General features: G+C 38.0%; 31 protein-coding genes. All 31 read right to left on the bottom strand.

All coding sequences use genetic code 11. The features are described 5' to 3' along the window. Positions 1-471, bottom strand: a complete 471-nt coding sequence (locus NW213_RS07205; RefSeq protein WP_258322321.1) for a hypothetical protein — start codon at positions 469-471, stop codon at positions 1-3. After that, on the bottom strand, positions 468-881 hold the full coding sequence (locus NW213_RS07200) for a structural protein P5 (RefSeq protein ID WP_258322320.1): 414 nt from the start codon (positions 879-881) through the stop codon (positions 468-470). The genes NW213_RS07205 and NW213_RS07200 overlap by 4 nt, the downstream gene beginning before the upstream one ends. Positions 882-893: 12 nt before the next feature. Further along, positions 894-1,331 (bottom strand): hypothetical protein, encoded by a 438-nt coding sequence (locus tag NW213_RS07195; RefSeq protein ID WP_258322319.1) that lies wholly within the window; start codon positions 1,329-1,331, stop codon positions 894-896. Then, positions 1,310-1,606 carry a hypothetical protein gene (locus NW213_RS07190; protein ID WP_258322318.1) on the bottom strand — a complete coding sequence of 99 codons (297 nt, stop codon included), beginning with the start codon at positions 1,604-1,606 and terminating at the stop codon, positions 1,310-1,312. The genes NW213_RS07195 and NW213_RS07190 overlap by 22 nt, the downstream gene beginning before the upstream one ends. Positions 1,607-1,696: 90 nt before the next feature. Further along, entirely contained in the window at positions 1,697-2,221 is a 525-nt protein-coding gene (locus NW213_RS07185) for a glycosyl transferase (RefSeq protein ID WP_258322317.1), read from the bottom strand. Positions 2,222-2,247: 26 nt separating this feature from the next. Beyond that, positions 2,248-5,280, bottom strand: coding sequence for a collagen-like protein (locus NW213_RS07180; RefSeq protein ID WP_258322316.1), 3,033 nt, complete (start codon positions 5,278-5,280; stop codon positions 2,248-2,250). A 52-nt stretch (positions 5,281-5,332) separates the two neighbouring features. Continuing rightward, the gene (locus NW213_RS07175; protein WP_258322315.1) at positions 5,333-5,947 is read right to left on the bottom strand and encodes a hypothetical protein; all 615 of its coding nucleotides are present in this window, start codon (positions 5,945-5,947) and stop codon (positions 5,333-5,335) included. Next, positions 5,940-6,443, bottom strand: a complete 504-nt coding sequence (locus NW213_RS07170; protein WP_258322314.1) for a hypothetical protein — start codon at positions 6,441-6,443, stop codon at positions 5,940-5,942. The genes NW213_RS07175 and NW213_RS07170 overlap by 8 nt, the downstream gene beginning before the upstream one ends. Then, positions 6,430-7,254 (bottom strand): hypothetical protein, encoded by an 825-nt coding sequence (locus tag NW213_RS07165; RefSeq protein WP_258322313.1) that lies wholly within the window; start codon positions 7,252-7,254, stop codon positions 6,430-6,432. The genes NW213_RS07170 and NW213_RS07165 overlap by 14 nt, the downstream gene beginning before the upstream one ends. Further along, positions 7,205-8,026 carry a DUF6712 family protein gene (locus NW213_RS07160; protein ID WP_258322312.1) on the bottom strand — a complete coding sequence of 274 codons (822 nt, stop codon included), beginning with the start codon at positions 8,024-8,026 and terminating at the stop codon, positions 7,205-7,207. The genes NW213_RS07165 and NW213_RS07160 overlap by 50 nt, the downstream gene beginning before the upstream one ends. A gap of 11 nt (positions 8,027-8,037) precedes the next feature. Then, positions 8,038-9,426: a hypothetical protein gene (locus NW213_RS07155; RefSeq protein WP_258322311.1), complete on the bottom strand. Its 1,389-nt coding sequence runs from the start codon at positions 9,424-9,426 to the stop codon at positions 8,038-8,040. 3 nt (positions 9,427-9,429) lie between these two features. After that, on the bottom strand, positions 9,430-9,663 hold the full coding sequence (locus NW213_RS07150) for a maintenance system killer protein (RefSeq protein ID WP_235353950.1): 234 nt from the start codon (positions 9,661-9,663) through the stop codon (positions 9,430-9,432). Between the two features lie 5 nt (positions 9,664-9,668). Continuing rightward, on the bottom strand, positions 9,669-10,706 hold the full coding sequence (locus NW213_RS07145; protein ID WP_258322310.1) for a hypothetical protein: 1,038 nt from the start codon (positions 10,704-10,706) through the stop codon (positions 9,669-9,671). Positions 10,707-10,835: 129 nt separating this feature from the next. Beyond that, complete coding sequence (locus NW213_RS07140; protein WP_258322309.1) at positions 10,836-11,075, bottom strand: hypothetical protein; 240 nt, start codon at positions 11,073-11,075, stop codon at positions 10,836-10,838. Then, the gene (locus NW213_RS07135; protein ID WP_258322308.1) at positions 11,062-11,262 is read right to left on the bottom strand and encodes a hypothetical protein; all 201 of its coding nucleotides are present in this window, start codon (positions 11,260-11,262) and stop codon (positions 11,062-11,064) included. The genes NW213_RS07140 and NW213_RS07135 overlap by 14 nt, the downstream gene beginning before the upstream one ends. Beyond that, a complete protein-coding gene (locus NW213_RS07130) occupies positions 11,259-11,546 on the bottom strand; it encodes a hypothetical protein (protein WP_258322307.1) in 288 nt (95 codons plus the stop codon). Before NW213_RS07130 ends, NW213_RS07135 begins: the two co-directional genes overlap by 4 nt. A 368-nt stretch (positions 11,547-11,914) precedes the next feature. Then, positions 11,915-12,766 carry a hypothetical protein gene (locus NW213_RS07125; RefSeq protein WP_258322306.1) on the bottom strand — a complete coding sequence of 284 codons (852 nt, stop codon included), beginning with the start codon at positions 12,764-12,766 and terminating at the stop codon, positions 11,915-11,917. Positions 12,767-12,788: 22 nt separating this feature from the next. After that, entirely contained in the window at positions 12,789-13,901 is a 1,113-nt protein-coding gene (locus tag NW213_RS07120) for an HIRAN domain-containing protein (protein ID WP_258322305.1), read from the bottom strand. A 37-nt stretch (positions 13,902-13,938) separates the two neighbouring features. Next, positions 13,939-14,352, bottom strand: a complete 414-nt coding sequence (locus tag NW213_RS07115) for an ASCH domain-containing protein (protein WP_258322304.1) — start codon at positions 14,350-14,352, stop codon at positions 13,939-13,941. Continuing rightward, entirely contained in the window at positions 14,330-15,379 is a 1,050-nt protein-coding gene (locus NW213_RS07110) for an N-acetyltransferase (RefSeq protein WP_258322303.1), read from the bottom strand. Before NW213_RS07110 ends, NW213_RS07115 begins: the two co-directional genes overlap by 23 nt. A 221-nt stretch (positions 15,380-15,600) precedes the next feature. Then, positions 15,601-15,996, bottom strand: coding sequence for a helix-turn-helix transcriptional regulator (locus tag NW213_RS07105; protein WP_235340912.1), 396 nt, complete (start codon positions 15,994-15,996; stop codon positions 15,601-15,603). 26 nt (positions 15,997-16,022) lie between these two features. Then, a complete protein-coding gene (locus NW213_RS07100; RefSeq protein WP_235340913.1) occupies positions 16,023-16,214 on the bottom strand; it encodes a type II toxin-antitoxin system HicA family toxin in 192 nt (63 codons plus the stop codon). Between the two features lie 229 nt (positions 16,215-16,443). Further along, complete coding sequence (locus NW213_RS07095; protein WP_258322302.1) at positions 16,444-16,983, bottom strand: RadC family protein; 540 nt, start codon at positions 16,981-16,983, stop codon at positions 16,444-16,446. 78 nt (positions 16,984-17,061) lie between these two features. Further along, positions 17,062-17,619 (bottom strand): phosphoribosyltransferase, encoded by a 558-nt coding sequence (locus tag NW213_RS07090; RefSeq protein ID WP_258322301.1) that lies wholly within the window; start codon positions 17,617-17,619, stop codon positions 17,062-17,064. 774 nt (positions 17,620-18,393) lie between these two features. After that, positions 18,394-20,001 (bottom strand): hypothetical protein, encoded by a 1,608-nt coding sequence (locus tag NW213_RS07085; protein WP_258322300.1) that lies wholly within the window; start codon positions 19,999-20,001, stop codon positions 18,394-18,396. Further along, positions 19,998-20,618 (bottom strand): hypothetical protein, encoded by a 621-nt coding sequence (locus NW213_RS07080; protein ID WP_258322299.1) that lies wholly within the window; start codon positions 20,616-20,618, stop codon positions 19,998-20,000. Before NW213_RS07080 ends, NW213_RS07085 begins: the two co-directional genes overlap by 4 nt. Before the next feature lie 6 nt (positions 20,619-20,624). Continuing rightward, positions 20,625-20,906 carry a hypothetical protein gene (locus NW213_RS07075; RefSeq protein ID WP_258322298.1) on the bottom strand — a complete coding sequence of 94 codons (282 nt, stop codon included), beginning with the start codon at positions 20,904-20,906 and terminating at the stop codon, positions 20,625-20,627. After that, on the bottom strand, positions 20,881-21,381 hold the full coding sequence (locus tag NW213_RS07070) for a C4-dicarboxylate ABC transporter (protein ID WP_258322297.1): 501 nt from the start codon (positions 21,379-21,381) through the stop codon (positions 20,881-20,883). Before NW213_RS07070 ends, NW213_RS07075 begins: the two co-directional genes overlap by 26 nt. After that, a complete protein-coding gene (locus NW213_RS07065) occupies positions 21,378-22,184 on the bottom strand; it encodes a hypothetical protein (protein ID WP_258322296.1) in 807 nt (268 codons plus the stop codon). Before NW213_RS07065 ends, NW213_RS07070 begins: the two co-directional genes overlap by 4 nt. A 19-nt stretch (positions 22,185-22,203) precedes the next feature. After that, entirely contained in the window at positions 22,204-22,806 is a 603-nt protein-coding gene (locus NW213_RS07060) for a hypothetical protein (RefSeq protein ID WP_235353136.1), read from the bottom strand. A 3-nt stretch (positions 22,807-22,809) separates the two neighbouring features. Then, a complete protein-coding gene (locus NW213_RS07055; protein ID WP_258322295.1) occupies positions 22,810-23,805 on the bottom strand; it encodes a hypothetical protein in 996 nt (331 codons plus the stop codon).

Genomic DNA, 23,805 nt, shown 5'->3' with positions numbered 1-23,805 from the left:
TTAGAATTTAATTATTGAACGTAATTTTAGAATGACAAACGCTATAATAGAGAGTAACGCAATTATAGTGAAACCTATGCAAAACTTCTCCCAGGAATTTCTTTTGCGTTCAACTTCAATATGTTTAACTTCAGTTTTAATAATCGTGCTGTCTTTACCATGAATATACACTGTATCTGAAGGAACTTTGAAGTCGGCAAGAAGATTACCCATTGAATCCAACTGGAATCTTAGTTTTGCATTTTCTGACTGAGCCATATCGAACCATGACAACAATACTTTGCCGTTTGAATCACACTCTAACAATGCTCTTATTGATGCCGAGTCTGAAGGTCTGAACACAGGAATCAATTTCTCATGCACGATGATCTGTGTATGACTGTCTGTAGATGTAAGGTGCTTCCCGGTCTTGCAACCGAGAAACACCGAACAACCAATAAACATCAAGAATATATAAATGAAAGCTCTCATAATAATTGCCATCCTGATTCAACATCTGACAATACAGCCGGAACACCATTTTCTACTTGAGAAATGGCAGCAGCAAAAGCGCACATAGTATCTTTATCATCAACGTTCGGAACGAAGGTTGAAGGAACTTCCATCTCTGTACATACTCTTTTGATGTAGCCGGATGTGTTGTTTTCTGTTTCTGGAGCCCAACGGTTTATAAAATCCGCTATCGTCTGACAACCATGTACCTTACGGTAGTTCTGCAGCAGCTTGATTAAAGCTCTGTAGCCATATGCAATCGTTTCAAACTCTTCGAATGAATTGTCATTCTTTACTGATTCATCTACTTCACCCTGCCAGTCAGTGCGCTGGCTGTTTCGTATGTTGCCCGGATTGTTGTTTCGTAATCCTCTTGGTAGTTTTGTCATAATCTGATTGTTTTATTGTTTATCATTAACAAGAATTTGGTTTGTGCGTGGTGGTAATCTTTTACCACAGTCATCTCGTAAGCATTTCTGATATTCCAGTTTAAGTTTCTCAATCTCCAATGCAGTGTTTTTCTCCATCAGCTCACGAATTTGTTTTCTGTCTTCATTCTTCTCCAGATAAAGCTGGTCAATCTTAGCATCGAGGTCAATAACTTTTTTTTCTTTCTTCTCGTAAAGTTCCTTCCATTCTGCAGCATAAGAAGTTATATTGTCAGTTTCCACCTTCCTTGCAGCAAGTTCTTCTTTTCGAGCTTGAGCTTCTTCTTTATTTGCAGTCGCTTCTTCCTTACGTTTACGAGAATCATAGAATAAGAAAATACTTATTAGAGGTAGCAGTATCGAAGAAACAATACCGCTAATAATCTCAATTATAGGCTTAATAAAGTCCATATCCAGAGTAAAAGAGTTAGAATACCAGGAACAATAATGCCGGCAAGAACATCAAGCCAATCCCACTTACTACCTGATGTCTTTTGTATATATTCAACAGAACACATAGCAACGAACACACAAACCAATCCGGTAAATGCAGATTGCAGCATCGTCATATTCGTAAGAATCATTGTACAAATAATCCATAAAACTAATATCACGATACCTGCCTTTAGATGTTTTGGACGGTTACTAATCTTCAGCCATCCAAATAAATTAAAAACACTATTCATACTTAATATAGTTTGATATTCAAATGTATTAAGCAGGAATAGTGTGTAAAAAGACAAAGCCCCAATAACAGTTAGGGCTTTGAATGAATATTAATAGAATATATAATCTCTCAGAACTGTTAAATAAACCGTAAGTATTATAATCAACTCTGCATAAAATACAGGTTTTGTACTGACTAATCTATCATAAATGGTCAGTTCTGTAGATGACTTATTATAATTGAAAACAATCCACATGACATATACAATCCACCAAGTTAATGCCCATGATAGATTACACCATACCCAGCACTGGGAAAACAACAGCAACATGCCGGAACCGACATAATGAGCTATTCGTTCAGATTTTTCACCATGAATGAAATTTGGTGATAAACCAACAATTGCCATTCCGACAACACTCAGGAAGATCAAGAACTGGCTGTTCTCTGAACTGTTCTCCAGGGCTTCAGGTAATAATGTAATGGCTGTAAACAACATTACGAATGTGAACCATTTTTTATGGTTGATACGATAATATGTTTCACTGATGGAATACGGTATTCCGGAATTAATTGATATTATAGCCGTGTATGTGGCTATAGTCAAGAATGAAATTAATATCAATGAAATCATAAATATAAATTGTTAAGTTTTCCGAGCTATTCTACCACCTCATACAGCATATAACTGCCATCTTCCTGCCTTTCATAATTAGAAAGGTATAAAGGATTTTGTATTCCTTTTTTATCTTTTACAATCAAAGATATGCTTTTAAATGTATCATCAACTACTGTATCATATTTAAAATATTTTCCATTTCCTATTGCAAACAGCAATGGCTCTTGGTTACCTACTGGCATAAGCGTTTTCAAATCATATTCTATTTTTATATCTTGTATATCTCCTGTATTTTTCTTAATTCTATAATAGAGTTCGTAAATATCAAAATAGCATTTGTTAAGACCTATGTTAGTCAATTCCCATCCTATTGATAATTTACCATCAGCTATGTTAGCATTCAATATAGATAATACATATCTGAAACCAACGCATGATAATATATTATTAATTACGTAATAACTTTGTGGGCTAATATCTCTTAATTGAACATTTTGTTTTGCATTAGGAGTTCTAACGGCTATATTATGTGCTCTGACAAATGGTTGTTTTGTTAATCTAAATAAATCATAAGCCCATAATCCGCAATTATCTCCAAAATAAGCATTATTAGTCCACATTGCAAACTCACCAGTTATAAAATCACCTCTTTCAGCATATTTTTTTAATAAATCATAGAATGTTATATTCAAAGCAATATAGCGATTTTTGTCAAAAATAGTTGGATTTCTTGCTCCTATATTATCTATAAAAATACCAAGATAGCCAGCGTTATTATATAATTCTTTACTATCAATAAAAAATTTATTTCTTTCAAAATATTGATACCCATCATTAAATGAAAGTCCTATGTTAATTTGAAGATCTGGTACGTTTGTTAAAAAGGCTTGTACGTATCTATTTATATTTTCTACATTTGTTGTTAATTCTAAATTACCCCATGCCCCCTCTCCCCATGGACCAAGAAAACCAAAATCTATGAAAAGAATTAAATCTTTTGCAGTTATATTATTTTCTTCATCTATAACTGTTGTATTAATCCAATTCCCGAATGCTTTTAAAAGTTTTTCATACTCCGTATACACAACGTCTAAATTCACATCCAACAATAAATGATTATTACCATCACTGTCTGTATATGTTGCAGATTGTCCATTATTATTCTTCATAAGTTCTGCAACGTATGAAGGGAAAGAAATTTTATAACTTTCAAATGTTTCATAATTACTACTTATACATGACGGAAACAATCTTAGGGCTGTTCTTTGTTTTTTACCATAGCAAGTAGTAAGATATTCTTCAATAGGGGAAAAATCATAATTGTTTTCTTCTTTTTGTACATCCAGCCAATAAAAATATCTATAACTAGTGTTACAAGTATCATCTCCTATGTAGTTAAGGCCAAGATTTTTATTCTCTGTTCCAAAAATTCCTATATTACCTTGATTCCAAACTATATTATCAGTTCTAAGCATTTGCCCTTTTTTTTCTGTCTGCTTATCATCAAAGTAATTTTGTTGTAATGTATTTGATGAATAATAAGATGGAGTATCGAATTTCTTTCTACTTAATAAAAAGTTCCTATTAGATAATTTTACAATATTTTTTACAGGTCCAGTATTATCAGTTATAGGCATATCTTTTATACTGATTATTGCTTTAAAACCTTTAGCTTCTAATACTAAAGTACTCTCAGTATTGTAGTTAGCATAGCTAGAAAATTCTTTTATATTTTGATTTTCTTTATCTATTAAAAATGATTGTAATCTTACTTCATCATCTGTTGTAAATGTCTTATACAGTCTAAATTTATATCCACTTGCATTAGGGAAAATATTTCTATCTATTTCCAGAGACTCTATAATTTTTTTATAATATTCATTTTCAATAGAATTCGGTTCAATGAAATTTACATTCTTAACTTTTATATTGATATTACCTCGCTCTTCTATATGTAATTTAATTTTATTATTGCCCAAATCAGGTAGGTAATAATCTTTATATGGAGGATATAGATTTAATGTCGCTCCGTTGTTAAATACAAGTTCTATTTTATTACATATATTGCAATCTGTAAATTGAATTATTCTAGGCTTATTAGTTGTATTTAAAGCAATTTCAAAAATCCCAACTGATAAATCATTATATTTAAACGACTCATCATCATTTATATAGCAAGATATATCTGAATTATTATATAATGGTATTTTATTTAAAACTGTAAAATCCTTAGCTACATATTTATTTTCTAAGTTTTTAAATACAATATAAATTCCCTCGTAATAATAAACTTTATTATTACATTTTGTCAAATCAAAATTATCATCTGTATTTTTTAATGTGATAAATATATAACTCTGACCATTTTGATTATCAGTAAATCTCACCATTTTACTTGTTTCAGAGTTTCCTACTATTTGCAATCTTGATATTGAATTAAGTTTCTCCGTATCTATTTGTTCAATATCAATGTACATCTCCTTGATATAAGTATTTATCTCTTTATTATCAGTAAATTCTACTTTTACGATATTACTATCTAACTCGGATAGCTTCTCCTTCAACACCTTACCCTGTTCTGCTGCCAATACCTTAATCCTCTCCGGAGTAGATTCACCACCATCAAGATTATTGACGACCTCGATATTATCGGTTGAGCCAGAAACACCAGAATTACCTTGTTCGCCTTTTGGACCAACAGGACCAATAAGACCTTGAGGACCAAGCTCGCCCTGAGGACCTGTAATATCACCAACATTGAAATACCTGCCATTAACAGCATTACCGTCTTTACCAACATAAAGATACAGATTCTTGCCAACAAGATACCCTACAGCTTTTTCATCCTCTGGTGGAGTAACCGGTAATTGTGATTCTGATTGTACTCTTTTGAAGCCACTGCAGACATGCTCAAAAACACTGAGCTTTTGGTTGATGTCTGTGATATTTTGGATTGTATTATCAATCATATCAAGAAGTGCTGCACCAACACGTGGAGCAGTGTTCTTTTTCTCGAGAATTTCATCTCTAATTTGTAAAGCTAATGCCTGTAATTCACTAAATGTTTTTGCCATAATCCTTAGTTTTTTACGAAGTAAGTTTTCCGAGCTATTCTACAAAAAGACATCAATAAGAGTATTTATTCTTGTTTCTCCAGTGTGAACCCCATAGACGATTACGCATAGAAGTACCTCTCACTCTTTCGTTGTATTGGATTGCATCAACAATCAAACCGCAAAACTCTTCGGAATACATATATGCCATCTGTTCTTTTAGCACCATAACTGATGCAAAATATGGGCGAGAGAACCATTCACGAGGATATCTCGTTTCTCCTGAGGTATAACCGCCACCCCAACCAGGTCCTCTTTTACGAGGAACATCAAGCCTGTTCTCTTCTCTATAACTCCAATCAAGAACCTCAAGATATCCTTGATTTCCTCTTTTATAACCTACACCAGTACCGCAATCCTGATAAATACCATACTGCATAAATTTATGCTGAATGGTAGCAAAGTCAGGAGAGCCTGCAACATTCTCACTTATTTGTTGATGAAGCCTGTAAGTGTCTATAACATGTAGCCGTTCAATCTTCTCACGCCAGATATTTATCATCATGTCTGACCAGGCGTTCATATATTTCAATCGGTCTTCAGGAGTGGCATTCTCAGATCTTCTCTGTTTTTCTTTAGAGTCGAAACTATGCCAACCACTCTTTATACCATGCCAACCTTTAGCCATCCCATTCGTCCTCCTTATAACATAGATTAATAGGTTCAGAAATCTCAGTCATGAAATACAGCCCTGTGCAACCGGAAATGAAATACTCACCCAGTTCGCGGGCATAAATCCGTGATACATTGAGGAATGATTTATCCATATCCTCATACAGATATTTGTCGCGGATCATGCGAGAATGAAACTGTCTGAATATCTGTCTGCAGATATCAAGTTTCTCGGCACGGTCTTTCATATCATCGAATTTATAGCGGATGAGAAGAAACACCGTGAAGGTGCGTTTCTTGAACCATCCGCCACCTATCTGTTCAGTGGATGCATCGTTTGTATCATCGATACAGACGAAAGCAGACTGCTTGCGGAAATTCTCGAGTACATCCTGAAGTGAATTTATTCCACTGCAGGAACACGGAAAGAAAGCGTTGGCTTTAGCCAGCTTATTCTTTTCCGTCAGAACTTTAAAATATTCGTGTCCGTCAAAGAAATTAATTGCGTCCATTTTTCTGTCTTGATTTTAGTTCCTGAATATCGTGTGCTTTAGCATCGAGTTCTGTCAGGGCGCGCCAGCAGTCCATCTGCAGAACTTCTTTTTCTTTAGTTACATCGCCACCTGTCAAGGCGCGTATCTGAGCGTTCATCGCACCCATCAGGTCGGGTATCTCCGGCTGATCAGCGTCGCCAATGCTCTGGATAGGCTGAAAGAAATGATGAAACATTGATGAGAAATACAGTTTGATGCTACCCCACCAAAGGAAAACCGACATCAGTTCATATTCTTTTTGGCGTGATAAGAATGCCTTCAGAGTACCTTTCAATCCCGGATGTTTCTTATAAAGGAAACCATACAGAGATTTAAGATGATTGATATCCTGCGAATACAGATAGCCCTGGTAATGGTTCTCACAACAAAGGTATTCTTCGAATGATAGACCATGTAACATAGCGTTGATAGCATATCGTCCGGCTATGCAGTCAAGTCTGACCGGATATCCGTTCGGCTTGGATATGAAATCAAGCTGACGGATAAAGCTACAAATCCGCCAGTCGTGCATGATGAATCTGAGTTTCTTTCGCCAGCTTACGCGAAAAGTACACAGCCAACCACCCTTGACTTTCTTCTTCATCCGAATGCCTGTAAAGCGTATGAAGATGTATGTCTTTGCCTTTGCCGGCGCGAACAAGGTAATGGCAAAGAACACATATCTCAACTGTTCCTGGTTGAGTTCCTGCCATGATGTCGGAAACCTGAAGTCAAGCACCCTATCCGAAAAAGTATGTGGAATCTTCCTGCTCATTCTGGTATGTCTCAAAATGTTTGACCTTATATGCTGCTGAATTCTTATAGCTTGTGAAAGCATCAAGTTTGCTCTCTGCATAATTTTCTATGCGTTCAAGCATACTCTTTGCAGCAGACCAGTTTTTAGCAATGCAGAAACCAATAAACCGACACATGTAGTCTGCCATAGCGGATTCTTCTTTAGTGAAAGCATTGTGTCGAGCCTGTTCGAGAATATGATCGAAGAACTCGGCCGATACGTGCTGCATAAGTTTTTCTTCTGCATGATACATCTTTGTCCGGAACTCAACGAGTTTAGAACGATGTACATCTGATGAAGGGAAATCGACGTACATCTTCAGCTGCTTTGCGGTATAAATCAGATTCGGGATATTGATACGCGCTTGCGGTGTATCAGCCCAATCTGTACCGACAAGCAGTTCCAGACATCTGTCGTATGTATCATCATACGCATTAGTCACCTTCTGCAGCAGGTTCTTTACTCTGTCAGCTGAAGCCGGAGCAAGGTTTTGGTTTGATACAATACCAAAGCCTGTAGGCGTAAGCACAAGGTCAAGTTCCGGAATCTGTTCTGCGTATGTACGTAAACAGACCAATTTTGTTACAGCCTGCTCAAGACCGGGAATAGTATCGAGATTATCGGCCATCGTGCCAAGTAGCTCTACATTGATACTCTGCAGTGTGTCCTCGAGGTGAGGAGCAATCATATCATAGACCTCGGCAGTTGAATTAGTAGCCGAGGAACAAATCTTTTCGAATAATTCTTGTGAAAATACTATTGCCATGGTAATATGTTTTAGGATTTACTTTCAAGATCTGAAGCTGTCTTTATCTTTGCATCGGTATTCTGGTCAAGAGTAGTAAGCAGAACCATAGGTACATCAGGATAAACCTTTTCGCCCCAGCCGTTATACTCAATCACGATATTATGAGGTATATTCATAAGGTCGTGGAAAGGAATCTCGAGCGCCTGTTTGAGAGTGAACAGCTCACGTTTGTCGGAGCCGGAGTTGTTACTCTGACTTTTGCCCGGAGTTGCACCTACAAGGTTCGGATGGATGTTGTCGCCATAACAAGTGATATTGCTGGCTTCCTGAATATCCTCACTCCAGTCGCCACCTTCCTTGCCTGTTTCAATGACATTGATACGGACCATCTTCACCTCTCGTCCGTTCGGATCAATGTAGTAACCGGTTATCCAAACCTTGCCGGAGTTCTCTATTCCGGAAACGAAATTCTTGATATTCTGTTTCTCCTTTTTGATGCGCTCCATTTTCTGCAGCGGGTCTGTGATATGTTCCTCTGCACAAATGTTACTCCAGTAATCCTTGTGTACTTCAACCTGATATTTCACGCTGGCATGATTGCGTAGCTTTGCCTTCTTGCCCTTGCCGATAAGTCGCTTTATGTCGTACCAGTCGCCACGAAAAATACTTGTGTAATAAGGTATCGGGTAATACTGATATCCCGGAGTCGGGAAACGTACCAGGATAGCAAACTTACGTTCTGTAGTTCTAACTTTAGTCTGCCCGTCACGCCCCGGTTCACGCCCCATCAGAACCATAAGGTCACCCATAGGATCACGCGGATCAAGCAAGCGGATAACTTCGTAATCCTTATCGCTGAGAGAAGCGTTCTGGCGGAAATTGGCATAAATCACATGATTGATTTTGCCGTTTCTTGCCTTTTCGAAGCGGCAATAACAGGCTTCTTTGTGTATAAGGCGGTTAATTTTCTGACCGTCCTGAGAAAGAATGATTACCGACACACAGAAGAAGAAATACTTCATGTCTGTAGCCTGCTCGAGCTGGAACAATGGAAGGCTGTTTCGCACCAACCACCGTTTAATCTCAGGATGAGTAGTCGGGGCTTTTGTATCGACATCCATATACTTCAGTCCGGCACCATAACAAGTGATGACGTTGAACAGTTTGTTCTGACTCATCACTTCATCAACACCTATCATCTTTATTATTTCAAAAGGAAGTTGGTTATCATCTCCAAAATTGACGTATGCCATACCGTTTCTTCCGGGAACAGGCGTAGTCTGAATATCCGCGTCTTCATCAAAGACAAGGGAACTGTCAGTGACAGAAGCCATCTCTGTAGCTACATTCGAAACACTGATATCGAATATCTCACCAGGAATGAAGTTGTCATCGTATTGTTGAATTATTTTATCCATAGTTTACAGGTATATAGTCATATTATTAATCTCGAAAAGCGATATATCACGAAAGGAACGAATCAGACCGGATGCAGGAAGGCGAACACGGTGAATACCTTTTCTCCAGTGCGAGCCAACACAGACAGCACCTTTGTACTCGAGAATATCACCTGTACTGAGTTTCCACAGTTTCAGGTTGCATGGTTGCCCGGACTCGAGCAACCTCATAGCATCTTTGATATGTATTACATTCATAAGCATTAATTATAAGTATCGTCAAACGTATCATCGAAGATGTCAGGCAGCAGCTTCAGGCGATTCTGACAGCGTGATGAAAGGATATAAGTAATAGTAAAAGAGAACAGGCCGTCATTCGAAGTATCGCGCTGCGTGTCACTATCAATAATTGTAATAGGGATTTCTTCAGAAGCATCTATCAGATATACCTCTTGCGAACGTGCCACATCATCAACCAGAGTGTACATTGATTCCGGGATATAACCAGTAGAGAGTGTGTGTTTGCGCTGCTCATCGATATGGTAGGTTCTGTATGTACCGTTGAAATAAGCTGCACTGCGAGTAAGTTCCGGCTCCAGCTTATCAGTTCCGATGAAATAAAATGTCTCCATACAGCCGAATGAGTTCCGGAACTTGATACCGATTGAATCCGGCTCGTCATGGTCAAGCCTGTACACCTGCTTTCTGGCTCCTGCAGTAACAGTATATCGTAACAGCTTGTAACCGGATTGAGTGAAGCGTGAAGGCGAAACATCCACTGAACGGATATTATAATCCGGAACGGTACCAAGAGAACGAACTGAAGTATATATCTTATTCGATTCATTGACAAAAACACATTCGGCACTTACAGAGATAGATGTACCACCTGAAGAAATCTTGCCTGTTGTAAGATATAGATTTTCCTTGCGGTCGAAAGATGTAATCTTATCACGACTTGCAAGAGCTGTAAGAAAATAATTGTTTACAAAATCAGTAGCACTACCAGGTATCAGGTATTGCGATAACAGCACAATGAATGTCTTGCTGATCGAAGTTTCACTCGATGCGCTGCAGGTGTATGAAAACTGACTTAATGGAGCTGTCAGAAGATATGGCTCCATGAGTGAGAACAGGTCAAGAATATGTACCTGATTCTTTGAGTCCGGTGTATATGTTTCCTGCAGAATCACATTACCGTCTTTGCTCAACGAAAATGTAACCTGCTTGTCTGCACCTATCACGATGTCGAGTTGTGAAGAGAGAACGAAATCCGGTATATCTTGAATTATTGAAAGCATAAATCTTTGTTTTTATTCAAAGATATGCTGCGCCGGAAAAGCCTAAAAAGACAAAAGGCGCAACGTCATCACGACGCCACGCCTTGGAATATAAAATGTAATAAAAAAATCATCTAAAAAGAGAAGCTGTTATTTTCTCTGTATGAGCCATGATGGTTTACCGTCAGGCGAAATGCCTATCTCATAACCGAGTTCAACCATTTTCTGAGCAATCTCATTAAGACTTATCTCAGCCATTTCCGATAGTTCATCCTGTATCTGCTGAGAAGTTTTGTAAATAACATTCTCTGAACCTTTGTCTGCAGGAAGATATTCTTCGCAGTATCTTATCAAAATAAATTGACCGAATGCTATATCACGCTTTGCCATAATTGTTTTCCTTTCTGTCGTTAAGTGCTTTACCCATAATCTTATATAATCTCTCGAAATCGTCACGACCGCACATGATACCAGGGCGACCATTCATGAATATCTGGTACTCCTCGATAAACAGACCATTGTCATTATAGTATGCTGTTTTCTGTACCTTGAATTCAGTAATTTCTTCATCCATCATTTACCCCCTTCCTTGTCAGAACTACGTTCAACCATCTTAACGAGAATAACAGACGATGCAAACCATAATGCACAAATAAGTGTCATAACAGGATTCGCAAAACTGAATGTGAGAAGAATGACCAATGATAAGATCATCTGAAAATCGGCCAAAGCCTTTTTGCGTGAAATCGATTCGCCTTTGTCGGCAAAGAATGTAGTGAATAACTTGCTTTCACTGTTCAGCCACATTTCCAATGTGCTGAAATTTGCCTGATTAGCAGGGATTGTTGTTTGTTTTTTCATTTTGGAAGTCATTTAAAATGAAACAATAAAGTTAATTAATACGGGAAAGGGTACAAGAAAAGGTCCCGCTTTCCCGTTGACTTCCACCTGATACAGGCAGTGGGTGCATTAACACTCCACACGGGGGTCGGAACCTATAAGTTATATAGCATGAGCTATGGACATAAAAAATGCCCGCAGCAAAACTAATTGGCGAGCCGTCGTCGCCTGTATCAAATGGAAGTCGATACAAATGTATGGATTTGTTTTGAATATGCAAAAATTATGGCACGAAAAAACGCTTTGTCGTTCGATTTTGAATGACAAAGCGTTTTGATTGGAATGACAGGGCGTTTTATTTCTTTGTTTTAAAACTGAATTTTATATAATTATTCTCCTTTCAACATCTTAGTCAACTTTTCTTTATTAGACAATATTTTTTCATCCACAAGCACATCATAAGCAAGCAGAACATCTTTTATAGCTTTTATTTCAGTACTTGTAAGATTTCTTGTATGTGTATATTTACCGCTTAAACGCATTTTTACATTCTTACCATTGACCATATTGTTAAGGTAAGAAATTAAGTCATCATCAACACCAACATCAATCCATTCCCAAACCCGTGTATTATTATCAGTCTTCTTTTCTCTATACTCATCAAATGGTATATACTTAGTGTTTCCATCATAAGAAAGATAAGCAGAAGTGAAGAAAATCCAATCATCACCTTCGTAAGACATCCTTAAGCGCAACCAAACAGTATTATCATTCTGTCCGATATAAATAGAAGTATGATTTGAATTATTATAATGAGTGAAATATGGATTATAGTACCAAGTTATATGATTTATGTCATCATATTCCTTTCTCAATTTACTCACAGCCTTCAACCTCGCTTTTTTCTCTGCTTCAGCTTTCTTTATTTGCTCTGCTTCGTACTTCTCTATCAGATTTGAAACTTTTGTGTATTGCTCTGACTCAGGGTGATATTTAGCTAATTTATCTTTGATAACGTTAAGTTCATCTACATTACCGCTCTTATATAGTTCATCTACATTAGAACATAACTTATCAGGATCATTTCTATACCCTTCAAGTTCTGGGATTACTTTGTTCAAAGAATCTCTAAGTAGCGTAACCTCAGCAGTAAGAGTTTGAATCTTACGCTCCAATTCACTATTATTACAAGATAATAGGATGGCACTACATGGAATTAGAAAAAGGAATTTAGCTTTCATAAAGAAATTGTTTATTATGTTTTTATTTATTCTTCAATATGTTCAATCTTTTCTCATATTTCTGTCTATTGGCTTCTGACAATTTATTGTTTAATGCATATTCAAGCATTCTTAGTTCATTAGGTGTATCATCTAATTTTCTATAACACTGAATCATGTGTTCTGTAAGGGGTAAAATAAATTTTTCTTCAGAAAATATATTATTAAATATTTCTAAAGCCTCAATATATTTACCTTCTTTCTGCAATTTATATGCTTTTGCTATACTACCTTTTTCAGCACCTTTATTAATCAAAGATTCTACAGTTGACAAACGAGATTCATAAGTTGCAATGGATTCATCAAAACCTTCTTCCTTACAAATCCCTAAAATCTGTAGTATCAATTCTTTTTCTTTATCATAAGCCTTCATTTTACGATAACAGATACATGCCTGGTGTAATGAATATAGTCCAGATTCATTTGCTGCACATGACAAAAATATTTCAACAGCTTTTTCCGGATCACTATATTTCAATTTCTCGGCAATATCCAAATCAGGATTAGCTTCTTGTGCCAAACTACGTTCTGTAGTAATCTTTACAGTTACTCCATTACCTATATATTGCCCGTCTTTGGACATCATCTTTTTAACTTTTAAATCATCATCTGGAATACGTGCGTCAAACGGCAAAAAAGCATTCGCGTATATAAATGGCACATCGTCATTAGTAACTTTGGAAACAATACATTTATATATATTATCTCTATATACAAAGAAACACATGGAATACTTCTTCTCTACATAACCAATTTGACTACCATCAGCAGTCATAACCATCATGGCAAATGTATCCTTATCGTTATATGGCTCATGAACCAGGGTAAGTTCATCACCAACACGGACACGTCTTGCAGCATTTATATCAGATGCAGAACGATATGTAGTACCCTTAACTGCAAAGTTCACTCTTTTTGCATTCTGAGGTATCGGAGATTCTGGTTTTGTACTTAAAGTATAACCAGACGACTGAACGTTACTACTGTAAGAACTTGTGTTTGTCTCATTATATGAATATTGGTCTTTATTGGTTTTCTTGAGGTATGAGACAAACACCATACCAACCAATACTGCTACAAATATTATCCAAATCATAACTATTAATATTCGCCAATAAATATAATATCATTTTTCATAGTCCAACAAAATTCAAAACAGATTCATTTATATCATCTTCTTCAAGATATTTGAATGATTGAGGAGCCACAAATGAAGTAAAAACATCAAATGGATTTATCGGTTTCTTATACAAAACAGGATTCTCTATCTGTAATGCATAACCTTTGTCACGCCCTTCAAAATATTGGTCAAAAAACTCTTTAGTGATACCGGAAACGAGGGATGTTTTTTCCCATAATTTTTCCGGAGTATCACTTAATATTTCTTTTACAGAAAATTCTCCAACAATCATTCCTTCAGGTTTAGTTGAATATACGACTACCTGAGTAACGTGTTTTGTAAACACGCTTTTCCTATATTCGAATTTTTTTCGTCCCTGAAAAATTTCACGAACAAATTCCGGTTTAATCGACAATAAGACTTTCATCTATTTGACCTCTTTCTATAATATTATTAAACTGTTCATCAGTTAACTTAAAAAAGCCCCAATATACTCCACGAGAAATACCTATTTCTTCTATCAATTCTTTCCTAATTATTCTACGATTAAAAGCAGCATTATATGTCATTTTAATAATAACTGTTTTTTCATCATTAAAATAATCAGTTAGTATATTTTCATCAAAGATACTGTAATAATTGGTGTATCTAATGTATTCATCATAGTTTTTAAAATCTTTTGGAGTTTTCACTTCCTCAACGACACAAACAGAAGTTACTACACTTCTATACTCTGCAGCTCCCGGCTTATCAGATGTACGATAAATAACAACAAGGTCACCCGGGTTCATTTGCTTAGCATCCTCCATCTTACACAAATAAATTTTATGAATACTATTAGTATGAGAAACGTCTTTGACAAGCGCATCCTTATCCCTTATTTCTGTATTCAAAATAGAGTCTGGGAACAATGAAGTATGAAATTTAGGATATATAGATAACACATACTTGTTCTTTCCAGCAGAATGGATAAAAGGAAAATCTTTACAAATATCATCAGTATGACATTTCATTGACTTGACATAAACACTTTCAGGATTAGCAGGATCTCCTTTTATGGCTTTCTTCTCAAACCCGTATTTTTTCAGAAGATTTACAAGACCTACATGTTTTTCAAATATTGTCACATAAATTTCTTCGACCTTCTCATATAAAGCATGATGCATTATCATCCTAACAAACTTTTCACCTAATTTCGTATTGTGAGCTTCTATCTTAAAAGTTCCAACTTTCAGTCTTTTAGCTTCAGGAAAATTAGGCGTTACATCAGTTATGGCTTCATCTTCTATCTTTAGATAAAGAAAAGCCTGCAAAGAACCATCATCTTTTTTCTGTATGTATGCATCATTTTCGCTTTTTCTACTAAACCATCCTTCAAAATCTTCATAATCAGCTTTCAAACTATCGAAGAATGGATCTTCTAATTTGACCTCTTTAAATTTTACTAATTTCATAATAATCATTTTTTATATTTGTACCCTAATAATTGTTTTTATACATTAATGTCGGATACAAAGCTATAAAAAAATACAAAAGGAGTATAAAAATAATTATTAAAAATATAGCCTATAACAAAAGGAACCTCAAGATATAAGAGGTTCCTATCGTTCATGTCAAAGTAAAGTGTTGAATTAAACAGTGACCATGATGTCAAGATGAAAATTGTAGTTGTTAATCAAACAAAGTTCACATGACTTAATTCGTTACCAAATGCGTGCAGCGCATCCTGTATTTTTTCTACAGTCTTTTTACTTGGCTTTCTTCTGCCAGTAACATAATGACTTAACTGACCTTGTGCAATACCTGTAATGCGTTCCAATCCAGCCAAAGACAATCTCTTGCTATAATAAGCAAGGAAAGAAGGAACATCATAACAGAAATCGAAAACCAAACCTTCAGGCACATATTCGCCATCAGCTTTATAAGCATTAAACACGTTCAAAAAATCTTCTTTCGCTTCATTGACGGTATTACCTTCACCGATAACTCCGAAACCTAACGGATTATCACCAGCTATATAAGCACCATAAGTACCGTCATTACCCAATTCAATATTAACCGTAACTACCATAACTATATATTTATTAAAGGGAGGGGTTAAAGTTTAACCCCTGCATCCCTGATTATTGATTTTAATGTACCGGGCTTCACCTCAGCAGAACCATGATTGCTTGTAGTGAATTTTTTTCCGGTCATCGGACTGAACCATTCAGGATGACCAGCCCTTTGTTTTCCGGTTTCATAGCATCCCGCCCTGGAAAGGATGCGATGTAGTTCATTATACTTCATATAACGCTTTGTTTGATTAACAACACAAAGATAATGATATTAATTTTAATATCAAATAAAAACTAAAGTTTTTTTCTAAGCTCGCAAATATTTTGCGTAAACAACAAATTCCGCTTTATCCCGCCGCCCGATTTTTCCGTCAACGTAGTGATAAACGGGAAAATCGGGCGGCGGGCGGCTGCATAGCTACCCACCTACCCTAAAACTGCATTACAGCCATTTGCAGCCCTTATATGCGCCCTTCGTCTGCATAACTATAATAGTTATCATCCGAAAAAATTACGTGGTCTAACATACGTATTTGAAGAGTTTTAGCTGCTTGAAACATAGCTTGTGTTAATCTGTCATCATCTGAACTCGGTCGTATATTCCCTGATGGATGATTATGTACAAGTATCATACTTGTAGCATTGTTTTTCAATGCTTCCCGAAGAACTACCCTTACATCCACCTGAGTTGAAGCAAGTCCGCCAGTGCTTATTCGTTGTTTCCTTATGACTCTTGATGCCTGGTTCAAATAAATAGCCCAACATTCCTCATGCTGCATATCCGACAAATAAGGTTTTACCACATTATAAATGTCGTTACTACATTTTATCTGAACAAAATTTGTTTGCTTGGCTTGTAGTCTCTTGTATAGTTCAATAACTGCCTTTGCCATCTCTCTGCGTGCCGGTGTAAGCATATCACATATTTCATCAATAGTAACCTTATCATCCTGCATCATCATTCTTTCAACTTCTTTAGATGTCTTTTCTGAATTGGTCACATGATAAATAACTTCTGCGTCACTGAGGTGGCGACATTCGCCACATACTTCGAATAAATCTTACAAAATTATAAATATTTAGTTTAACATTAAAGTTTTGCCTAAAAAGAAACCACCGATTACAGATGCTCCAAAACGTTCAAGCATACACGAAAACTTTGCATATGAATATCCCTGAGTTAGGATATCGTCAAAAACCAAAATTTTCTTTCCGTTGAAAAATTCCTGGTCGAAATCTATAGTCTGTACGTTTTCAAGATTTTTACTGCATTTCGTTTCGTGGATGGCAAGACGTTCGCCATGTACGTGTATATGGTTAAATGCGTTTTTTGCTCCGCTTAGTCTGCAAACTTCATCAGCAAAAACTTTGTATCTTGTTAAATTGCGCTGCTCACTGCTGGCTGGAATACACGCAAAAACAATGTTTTGAGCTTCATTTCCGAAAAGTTGTATTAATTTTTCTGCAACAAGTTTTGCAACTGATAAACTTCTTTTTCCGTCCTTGAAATCCCAAATTAAGCGTCTAATTTCCCAATCCTTTTTTGTAGCCTGTTTATACTTTGTAGGCAAGTAATCAAAAAAGTTATACATCAATTTACTCCACTGCTTTTGGTATTCACTGCTATAAGTTCTCATATCGGTAGGAATTAAAAATTTATTCAAGCGCTGAGAGAGGAAGAGAGCCTTTTCATGCTATTCCTGCTCTGAGGTTTTTTTTCATTCAATCACCTCGGTCGGTTTTGTTCGCCTTTTACACAGCTTCAAAAGGTGTTGTAGAGCGTATAACGACAAGTTTTCACCATAAAGCGGAGCCTTGAATACTACCCTAAAAGGGTGGAGATTTTTATAGTGAACAGAGCCTGAACTTGGCATACGAAATACAACATTTACCTTTGCTGTGAGAAAAGGCGATAACTGACTGAAGGGGATAGAAAAAAGAGCCGAAGAGCAGAAAAGAATAGCAGTAAGAATACAACAGAAAGTCTTGCCAAAGTCTTTCTACCTTAAACTCCCGAAAATTGCTCCTTTTGCCATAAAAACGGCTTTACGGTATGGCGAAAGGGGCAATTTTCGGGCGCCCAGCAAACTGTTTTACAACATATTAGCGCCCGAAAAGCAGGCTAAAAAGTAGAATTTGCTGGAAAATTCCGCTCCTCAATGAAGAAAAGCGCACATAATCAGCTGAATACATCCAGTCAAGTCCGCATTTTATGCGGAAGTCAACGAGTTGACCCCCCACCGCCCTACGCCAAAAACCTAATTAGCACCTTTGAAAAATGCGGAATATGTAACGATACATTCTCTACACGCGCGGTACTCGCCATCGCACGCATAAAAAATCAGCCCCGACAACCATCATGCACGGTCATCAGGGCTTACATTAAGAAAAATCTAATTAGCTATAGAAAACTACATAGAAGATGTAACAAACATATCGAAAGTCATCTGAGGGAAACGCTCGCAACCGATACAGAGAGTATCGAAAGCATCTGAACCGTCAGTTCTCGCCTGAAGCTGATCTTCTTCAGTCTCTGCAAGTTTCTCACCTCGCTTATCCTTACCACCATTATACACACCTGCTGTCTGGACTGAGATAAGAAGGTCTTCGTTATTCTGCACATTGAAGAAAGGAATGAGCTTTGCTTTACCAGCAAACATACGGTTGAGGAGCAGCCATTTCTCGATGTGCTTCATCGGTGGGCCTATATAGACAGAACGCACTTCCCATCCTCTATCCAGGAACGCACGTTCGATTACGAAATGGAAGTCTTCGTCATTGACTGCATAGTTGGAACCGAGTGCAGTGCTGTCGTAATAGAAGATGACTTCCTTACGTCGCTGATGTCGATAATACTTGCAGAAGTCATCAACCAAAGCTTCGAGCTTACGTTCATACTTTACCCAGAAGGATTTGATAACCTTGAGTCTGTTCCTGTCCGGCTGCCCGGCTACCAACCAGTTGATATTTGCATTAAAGTCAAATGCTATGCAGATAGGCTTATCCCTATCAAGGTCAGCGTCCATCAGGCATGAAGGTTCCTTGATTTTATCGAACTGATATTCGAGGCTATCAAGATAGCTGAAATCGGTTGCATTGTACTTATGTCCTTCAGTCATGCTCGAGTAGAAACCATCCTTGCTTATACCTATGCGCTTACAAAGTATAGCCGTCTGGAAGGTAAGCGGTGGCAAGTCACGTTTCATCTGGTTGATAAAGGCTTCACCCAACAGCTGCATATTCTCGATTGTGGAGAACTCACGGTACAATACAGCTGCAGAACCTAAACGGCACACATCACGATTCAGTGTACGAAGATAATCCTTCAGATATAAAGGTACAGGCTCAGACTTTGCCTGCAGGTCACGTATGCGCTGCTTGGTACGCCATATTTCATGAACTGTAGCCTGAATGACTTCGATAAGTTCCGGGTCACATTTCTTTTCGTAGTCCAGGAACCAGGAACCTTTTTTTGTAACAGGCATATCGGAAGTGATAAGCATACCATGGTGAAAGTAATGATTCCCAAAGTGCTGCTTATTACCACGATTAGCAGGAAGTGTTTCATCCTTCAGCTGCTCAAAGTCAATATACTTTGCCTCGTCAATATCGAGATAATCAAGAGAAAAGGAGTTGGAAGTTCCGGAACGGTCCTGACTGATGATGTAACCTATGGAACCATTGTAGAAGGAAATCACATTTTCCCAGTTGTCCGGCTGGAATATAGGTTCACCCCATCCCCATGATTTGGGCGGTTTCTTACCGATAGTCCAATGAACATCACGCTTATAGCCCCATTTCTGCCAATGTATAAGCATTGAAGGAATGGTATTTGTCAAGGCACGTTTACAGTTGGCAGCGACAAAGCCGGTAATACTACCAGGCATACGCTGCATGTTTCTCAAGTTGATAGCCGCATGTATTGGGCCTTTACCCCAACCACGTCCGGCACAAAGTACAATATCCTTTGCCGGAGTATAAAGAACCTGCTGCTGTGTTTCGTGAAAGTATTCTCTCATGGTTCAGGCTCCTCCACCTTTTTAGGGTTGAAAATATCATCTTCGTTAAAGTCTGCATCCTCAAACCTGATGTCTTGGATATCCTCGTTCATGTACTGCTTAATCTTATCAGCAATACGCTGACGGATATTCGGAATAGGGCGAATACCGAGGATAGTCGGGTCTGTAGATGGTTGGAATGGCTGGATAACAATTTTGTCGTAACCAAGATCCTTAGCATCCTCTTTGTCGAGCTGCATGTATTTGGCATAGTAATTGTCACAAGCTGCCATCGCCCTGGCATCCTTCATACGTTTAGCCATCTCATAACTCTCTTCGTTGCGCTGAATGAAACGATAGCGGTGATAATCTTTGGTGGCTTTGTTCAGATCACCAAGAAGATACTTGATTATACGGATATCCTCATAAGCTGCCGATTTCTGTATATTGTACCGTTTCTGCAGTTCAAGCACGATTTCCTGTTCACGTATGCGAGGGTATTGAAGCCAATAATTATACATATCCCTGAGACGCAACAGGCGCTGCTGTATTATCTCTGGGATATTCTTCTCTCTCATCTCATCAACCGATGCGAAAAGATACTCTTTGGCTATATCTATAGTTGCTGGTAGTGGCATAAATCATTATAAATCTTCGTCTGAGTCCATATCACGAAGATATGAACCTATAAGCTGAACGGCAAGCGGACTTCCGGCTTCAGCCAGTTCAAGTTCGTTCTTTCGGATCTGAAGGGCGCGTTCTGCTTTACCCTTGCGGTAAGCCAGACTTGCAGGATGAGATTTGTCTGAAAGGATTTCACGGAATCCGCGTTCGTCAATATCCATCAGAACTGCAATGTCCGACACCGGAGTAAGCATAGAAGCCAGCTCCTTTATACGGTTAATCTGTGTTGAAGTTAATTCCATGTAGATGCAAGCTGCGTGTATTAATAATATCGGAAAACTGGTCTCTCAATGTAAGGAAGATATCAGGTTGCGTTGTAATAATAGAACATTCAGTTCTGTTACCTCGAGTCTGGTTCTGACTGGTAACTACAGTAACCATCCATTTGTCGTTTTCAACTAAAAGAACCTTGGAATGATTCTCTGTTAGATATACATCATCGAAAACGACACCCATAAATGTAGAAAGATTCACGGTCTTCTTGGCTGCCTTCAGGTCGGCCATAAGAACAGCATGAAGAATCAGTTCACGTTTACGGAGTGAAAACAGTCTGCGTAAGAACTCTTCTGAAGTAGAGAATGTAGATACATAAACTTTTGCCGGATCGGTCTGCAACAGAATGAACTCGAGAACATCAAAAAGTTGAAGCCGATTATCCAGATAGGCTTGTAACGGCATATCGGATATCGGCTTCAACAATCGGTTTACAATCTTCATACCTTAAGCCCTAAATCTTGTAAAGCTTTAACCTGGTCATCACTAACATTGTTGCCAGTGGATATCAGGAAGTCGTACTTGGCTTGCATCTTGGCAAGCAGTTTTTCGTACTTTTCCTGGTCTTCTGCTTCCTTAAGTTCAGCAAGTTTTTTCTTGTTGTCTGAAAGGTAGCCCCTTGCAGCACTGACTTTCTTGGCCATCTCAGCAGGATCTTCAGGAGATTCACCTTCAGCACCCATATCTTCCTGATCACCCGGCTTGTAATGGTCGTATTTGTTCATGTTATCCCGATATTTAGTATCCAGCTCTTCCAATTGCTTCAGGTATTCGTACCTGTCGCAAGGAAGAGCATCTCTCATGGTTTTCAATGTTTCGAAAGTTTCCTTCAGTCGGAAATATATATCCTTGTTAGATTCCCATAACTGTTGGATTTCTACGGGCAAAGAATCATGGTCTTCACGCTTTCCTTTTGCGATGACAGCCTCTTGAGGTACATCGTCATCAGAACTTATCTCTGTAGGTTTGAATGTTTCCAATGTCTTTTCAACAGATGGAACCAACACTTTATCCATTTGAACAACATCCTGAATAGTCTTGCGGTCAAGACGGATTTTAAGATATTTATTCAGTTCGTATTCTATTTTAGAAGCGAACTTCTGAGGGTTGCGTGAAATGTTCTGAAACAATATACGGTTACGTGTAAGTTTCAGAACCATCTCAGCACCCTTCAATAAATCACGCTTAGCCGGCTCAGTATTGAGCCAGCCTTGCATGTCTGTAGTTAATTTATCATCTATAAACATAAACCTATCTCCTATTTAATTAACCACCCGATTCTATAGCACTACCGTCAGCTCCGGAAATGTCACCATCTACAGTTTCAATCTTACCAGTGTAGAATGGAGAAGGACATACATCAGTACACTGAGCCTCGAGCGTAGTTCCTGCAGTACCGGTATCACCTTCTCCGGAAGTCTGTGAAATGGTAACTGAAGGATCGAAAGCTTCAGATCCTACGACACGGAATTTACCGTTTTTCTGCTGACAAAGGAATATCAATTCATCGATATTAGCCTGACGACAAAAACCTGATGCTTCTTCGTCGGTACCGGCATGAACAAGTGTAGCTTTGTTCAGGAATGTCTTGGAAGGCATTTCGCCCTGAGAATCGGAATTGATTGATGACTTAGTAGTCAGCAATTCAATGTACTGCCATTTCTTATCTGCAGCCAAAACGAAATCACCCTCGTATGTAGCCAATGATGCCATATCTTCAGCACCACTAATCTCAGGAAGTACAGGCCACTTTGTAATCCAGCTTTTTGGAATGAAATAAACCTTGCGTCTTATACCCGGTGTCGAGGTCTGACCAGGACACCAGGCAAGGGATTCGTACATCCCTTTACTTGTACAATCTACTGACATATATTAGCCTCCTATACCAGCGACAACAGAAGTTGTACCATCAATAGTACCGACCAGAAGTCGCTCTTTTGAAATTGATTCAAACTCAACACCGAAATAAGTAGTGGCAATGAAATCAAGCTTGAAAGCATGGTGTTTTTCAACCAGAATCTTTTCGTTGTCCGCTCCATTACCAAAACCAACCAACATGTTACTCTTTGGAGTAAGATGTATATAAGGCGAGCCAGCCTTATTAGCCAAAGGAACCAGTTCACATCTGCCGTTAGAGCCCTCGAGAACGGTCTTCTCAAATGATGTATTATAAGGAACATGACCAACTGTAGCCTGATAATCATCAACGTAATTATCATATACACCTTGAGGTATAAACAATTTAGTTTGAGTTTCACGCAATACAGGGTCTGCAGCACGGTAGAATGCCTTTAGTACATCTACAGCATTATCTTTGCTTATAGCCTCGATAACAAACATATTGCCAAGGTCGGCAGAAATCTTGTTTGCTGTCTTCTCTGTATTGGTAATTGTATCAAAACCATTAAAAAGGTCTTTTGATTTAGTACCGGCATCACTACGAACCGCATTCCAAAGGTGCGCATTAAGGTTTGCCCCGAGTTTTGCGGAAAGGAAAGTCAATACCTGGCGAGTGATGTCAACATTTTTTAATGCATCACCCTTAGAAATCAAGTTACCATAAACAGTCTGCCATACAGAGTTAGGAGAAAACTTCTTGACAACAGAACCGAGGAATGTCTCCAAAACGCGTGGATTGATAGCAACTGCATCAGTATCCTCACGACCTTCATCGTATGGTCCCAGTTCTATATTACCGGCAAGTTCGCCAACAACTTCCTTACCACGAACACCAGGTCTCTGTGTCATGTGCTTCAAAGTAGTAGCCATGGCAAAAACCGGCATCATCAGCAATTCTTTTCTATACTTGACAGCAGACTTGGAAAGCTGCTCATCAGTAATTTTTACGTATCCTTTTTCGTCTGGCAT

It is taken from the genome of Bacteroides sp. ET336 (assembly GCF_024733815.1).
Taxonomy (GTDB): Bacteria; Bacteroidota; Bacteroidia; order Bacteroidales; family Bacteroidaceae; genus Phocaeicola; species Phocaeicola cellulolyticus.
Note: the sequence above shows the minus strand (reverse complement) of the source record. Positions and strands in the feature narration are given on the sequence as shown.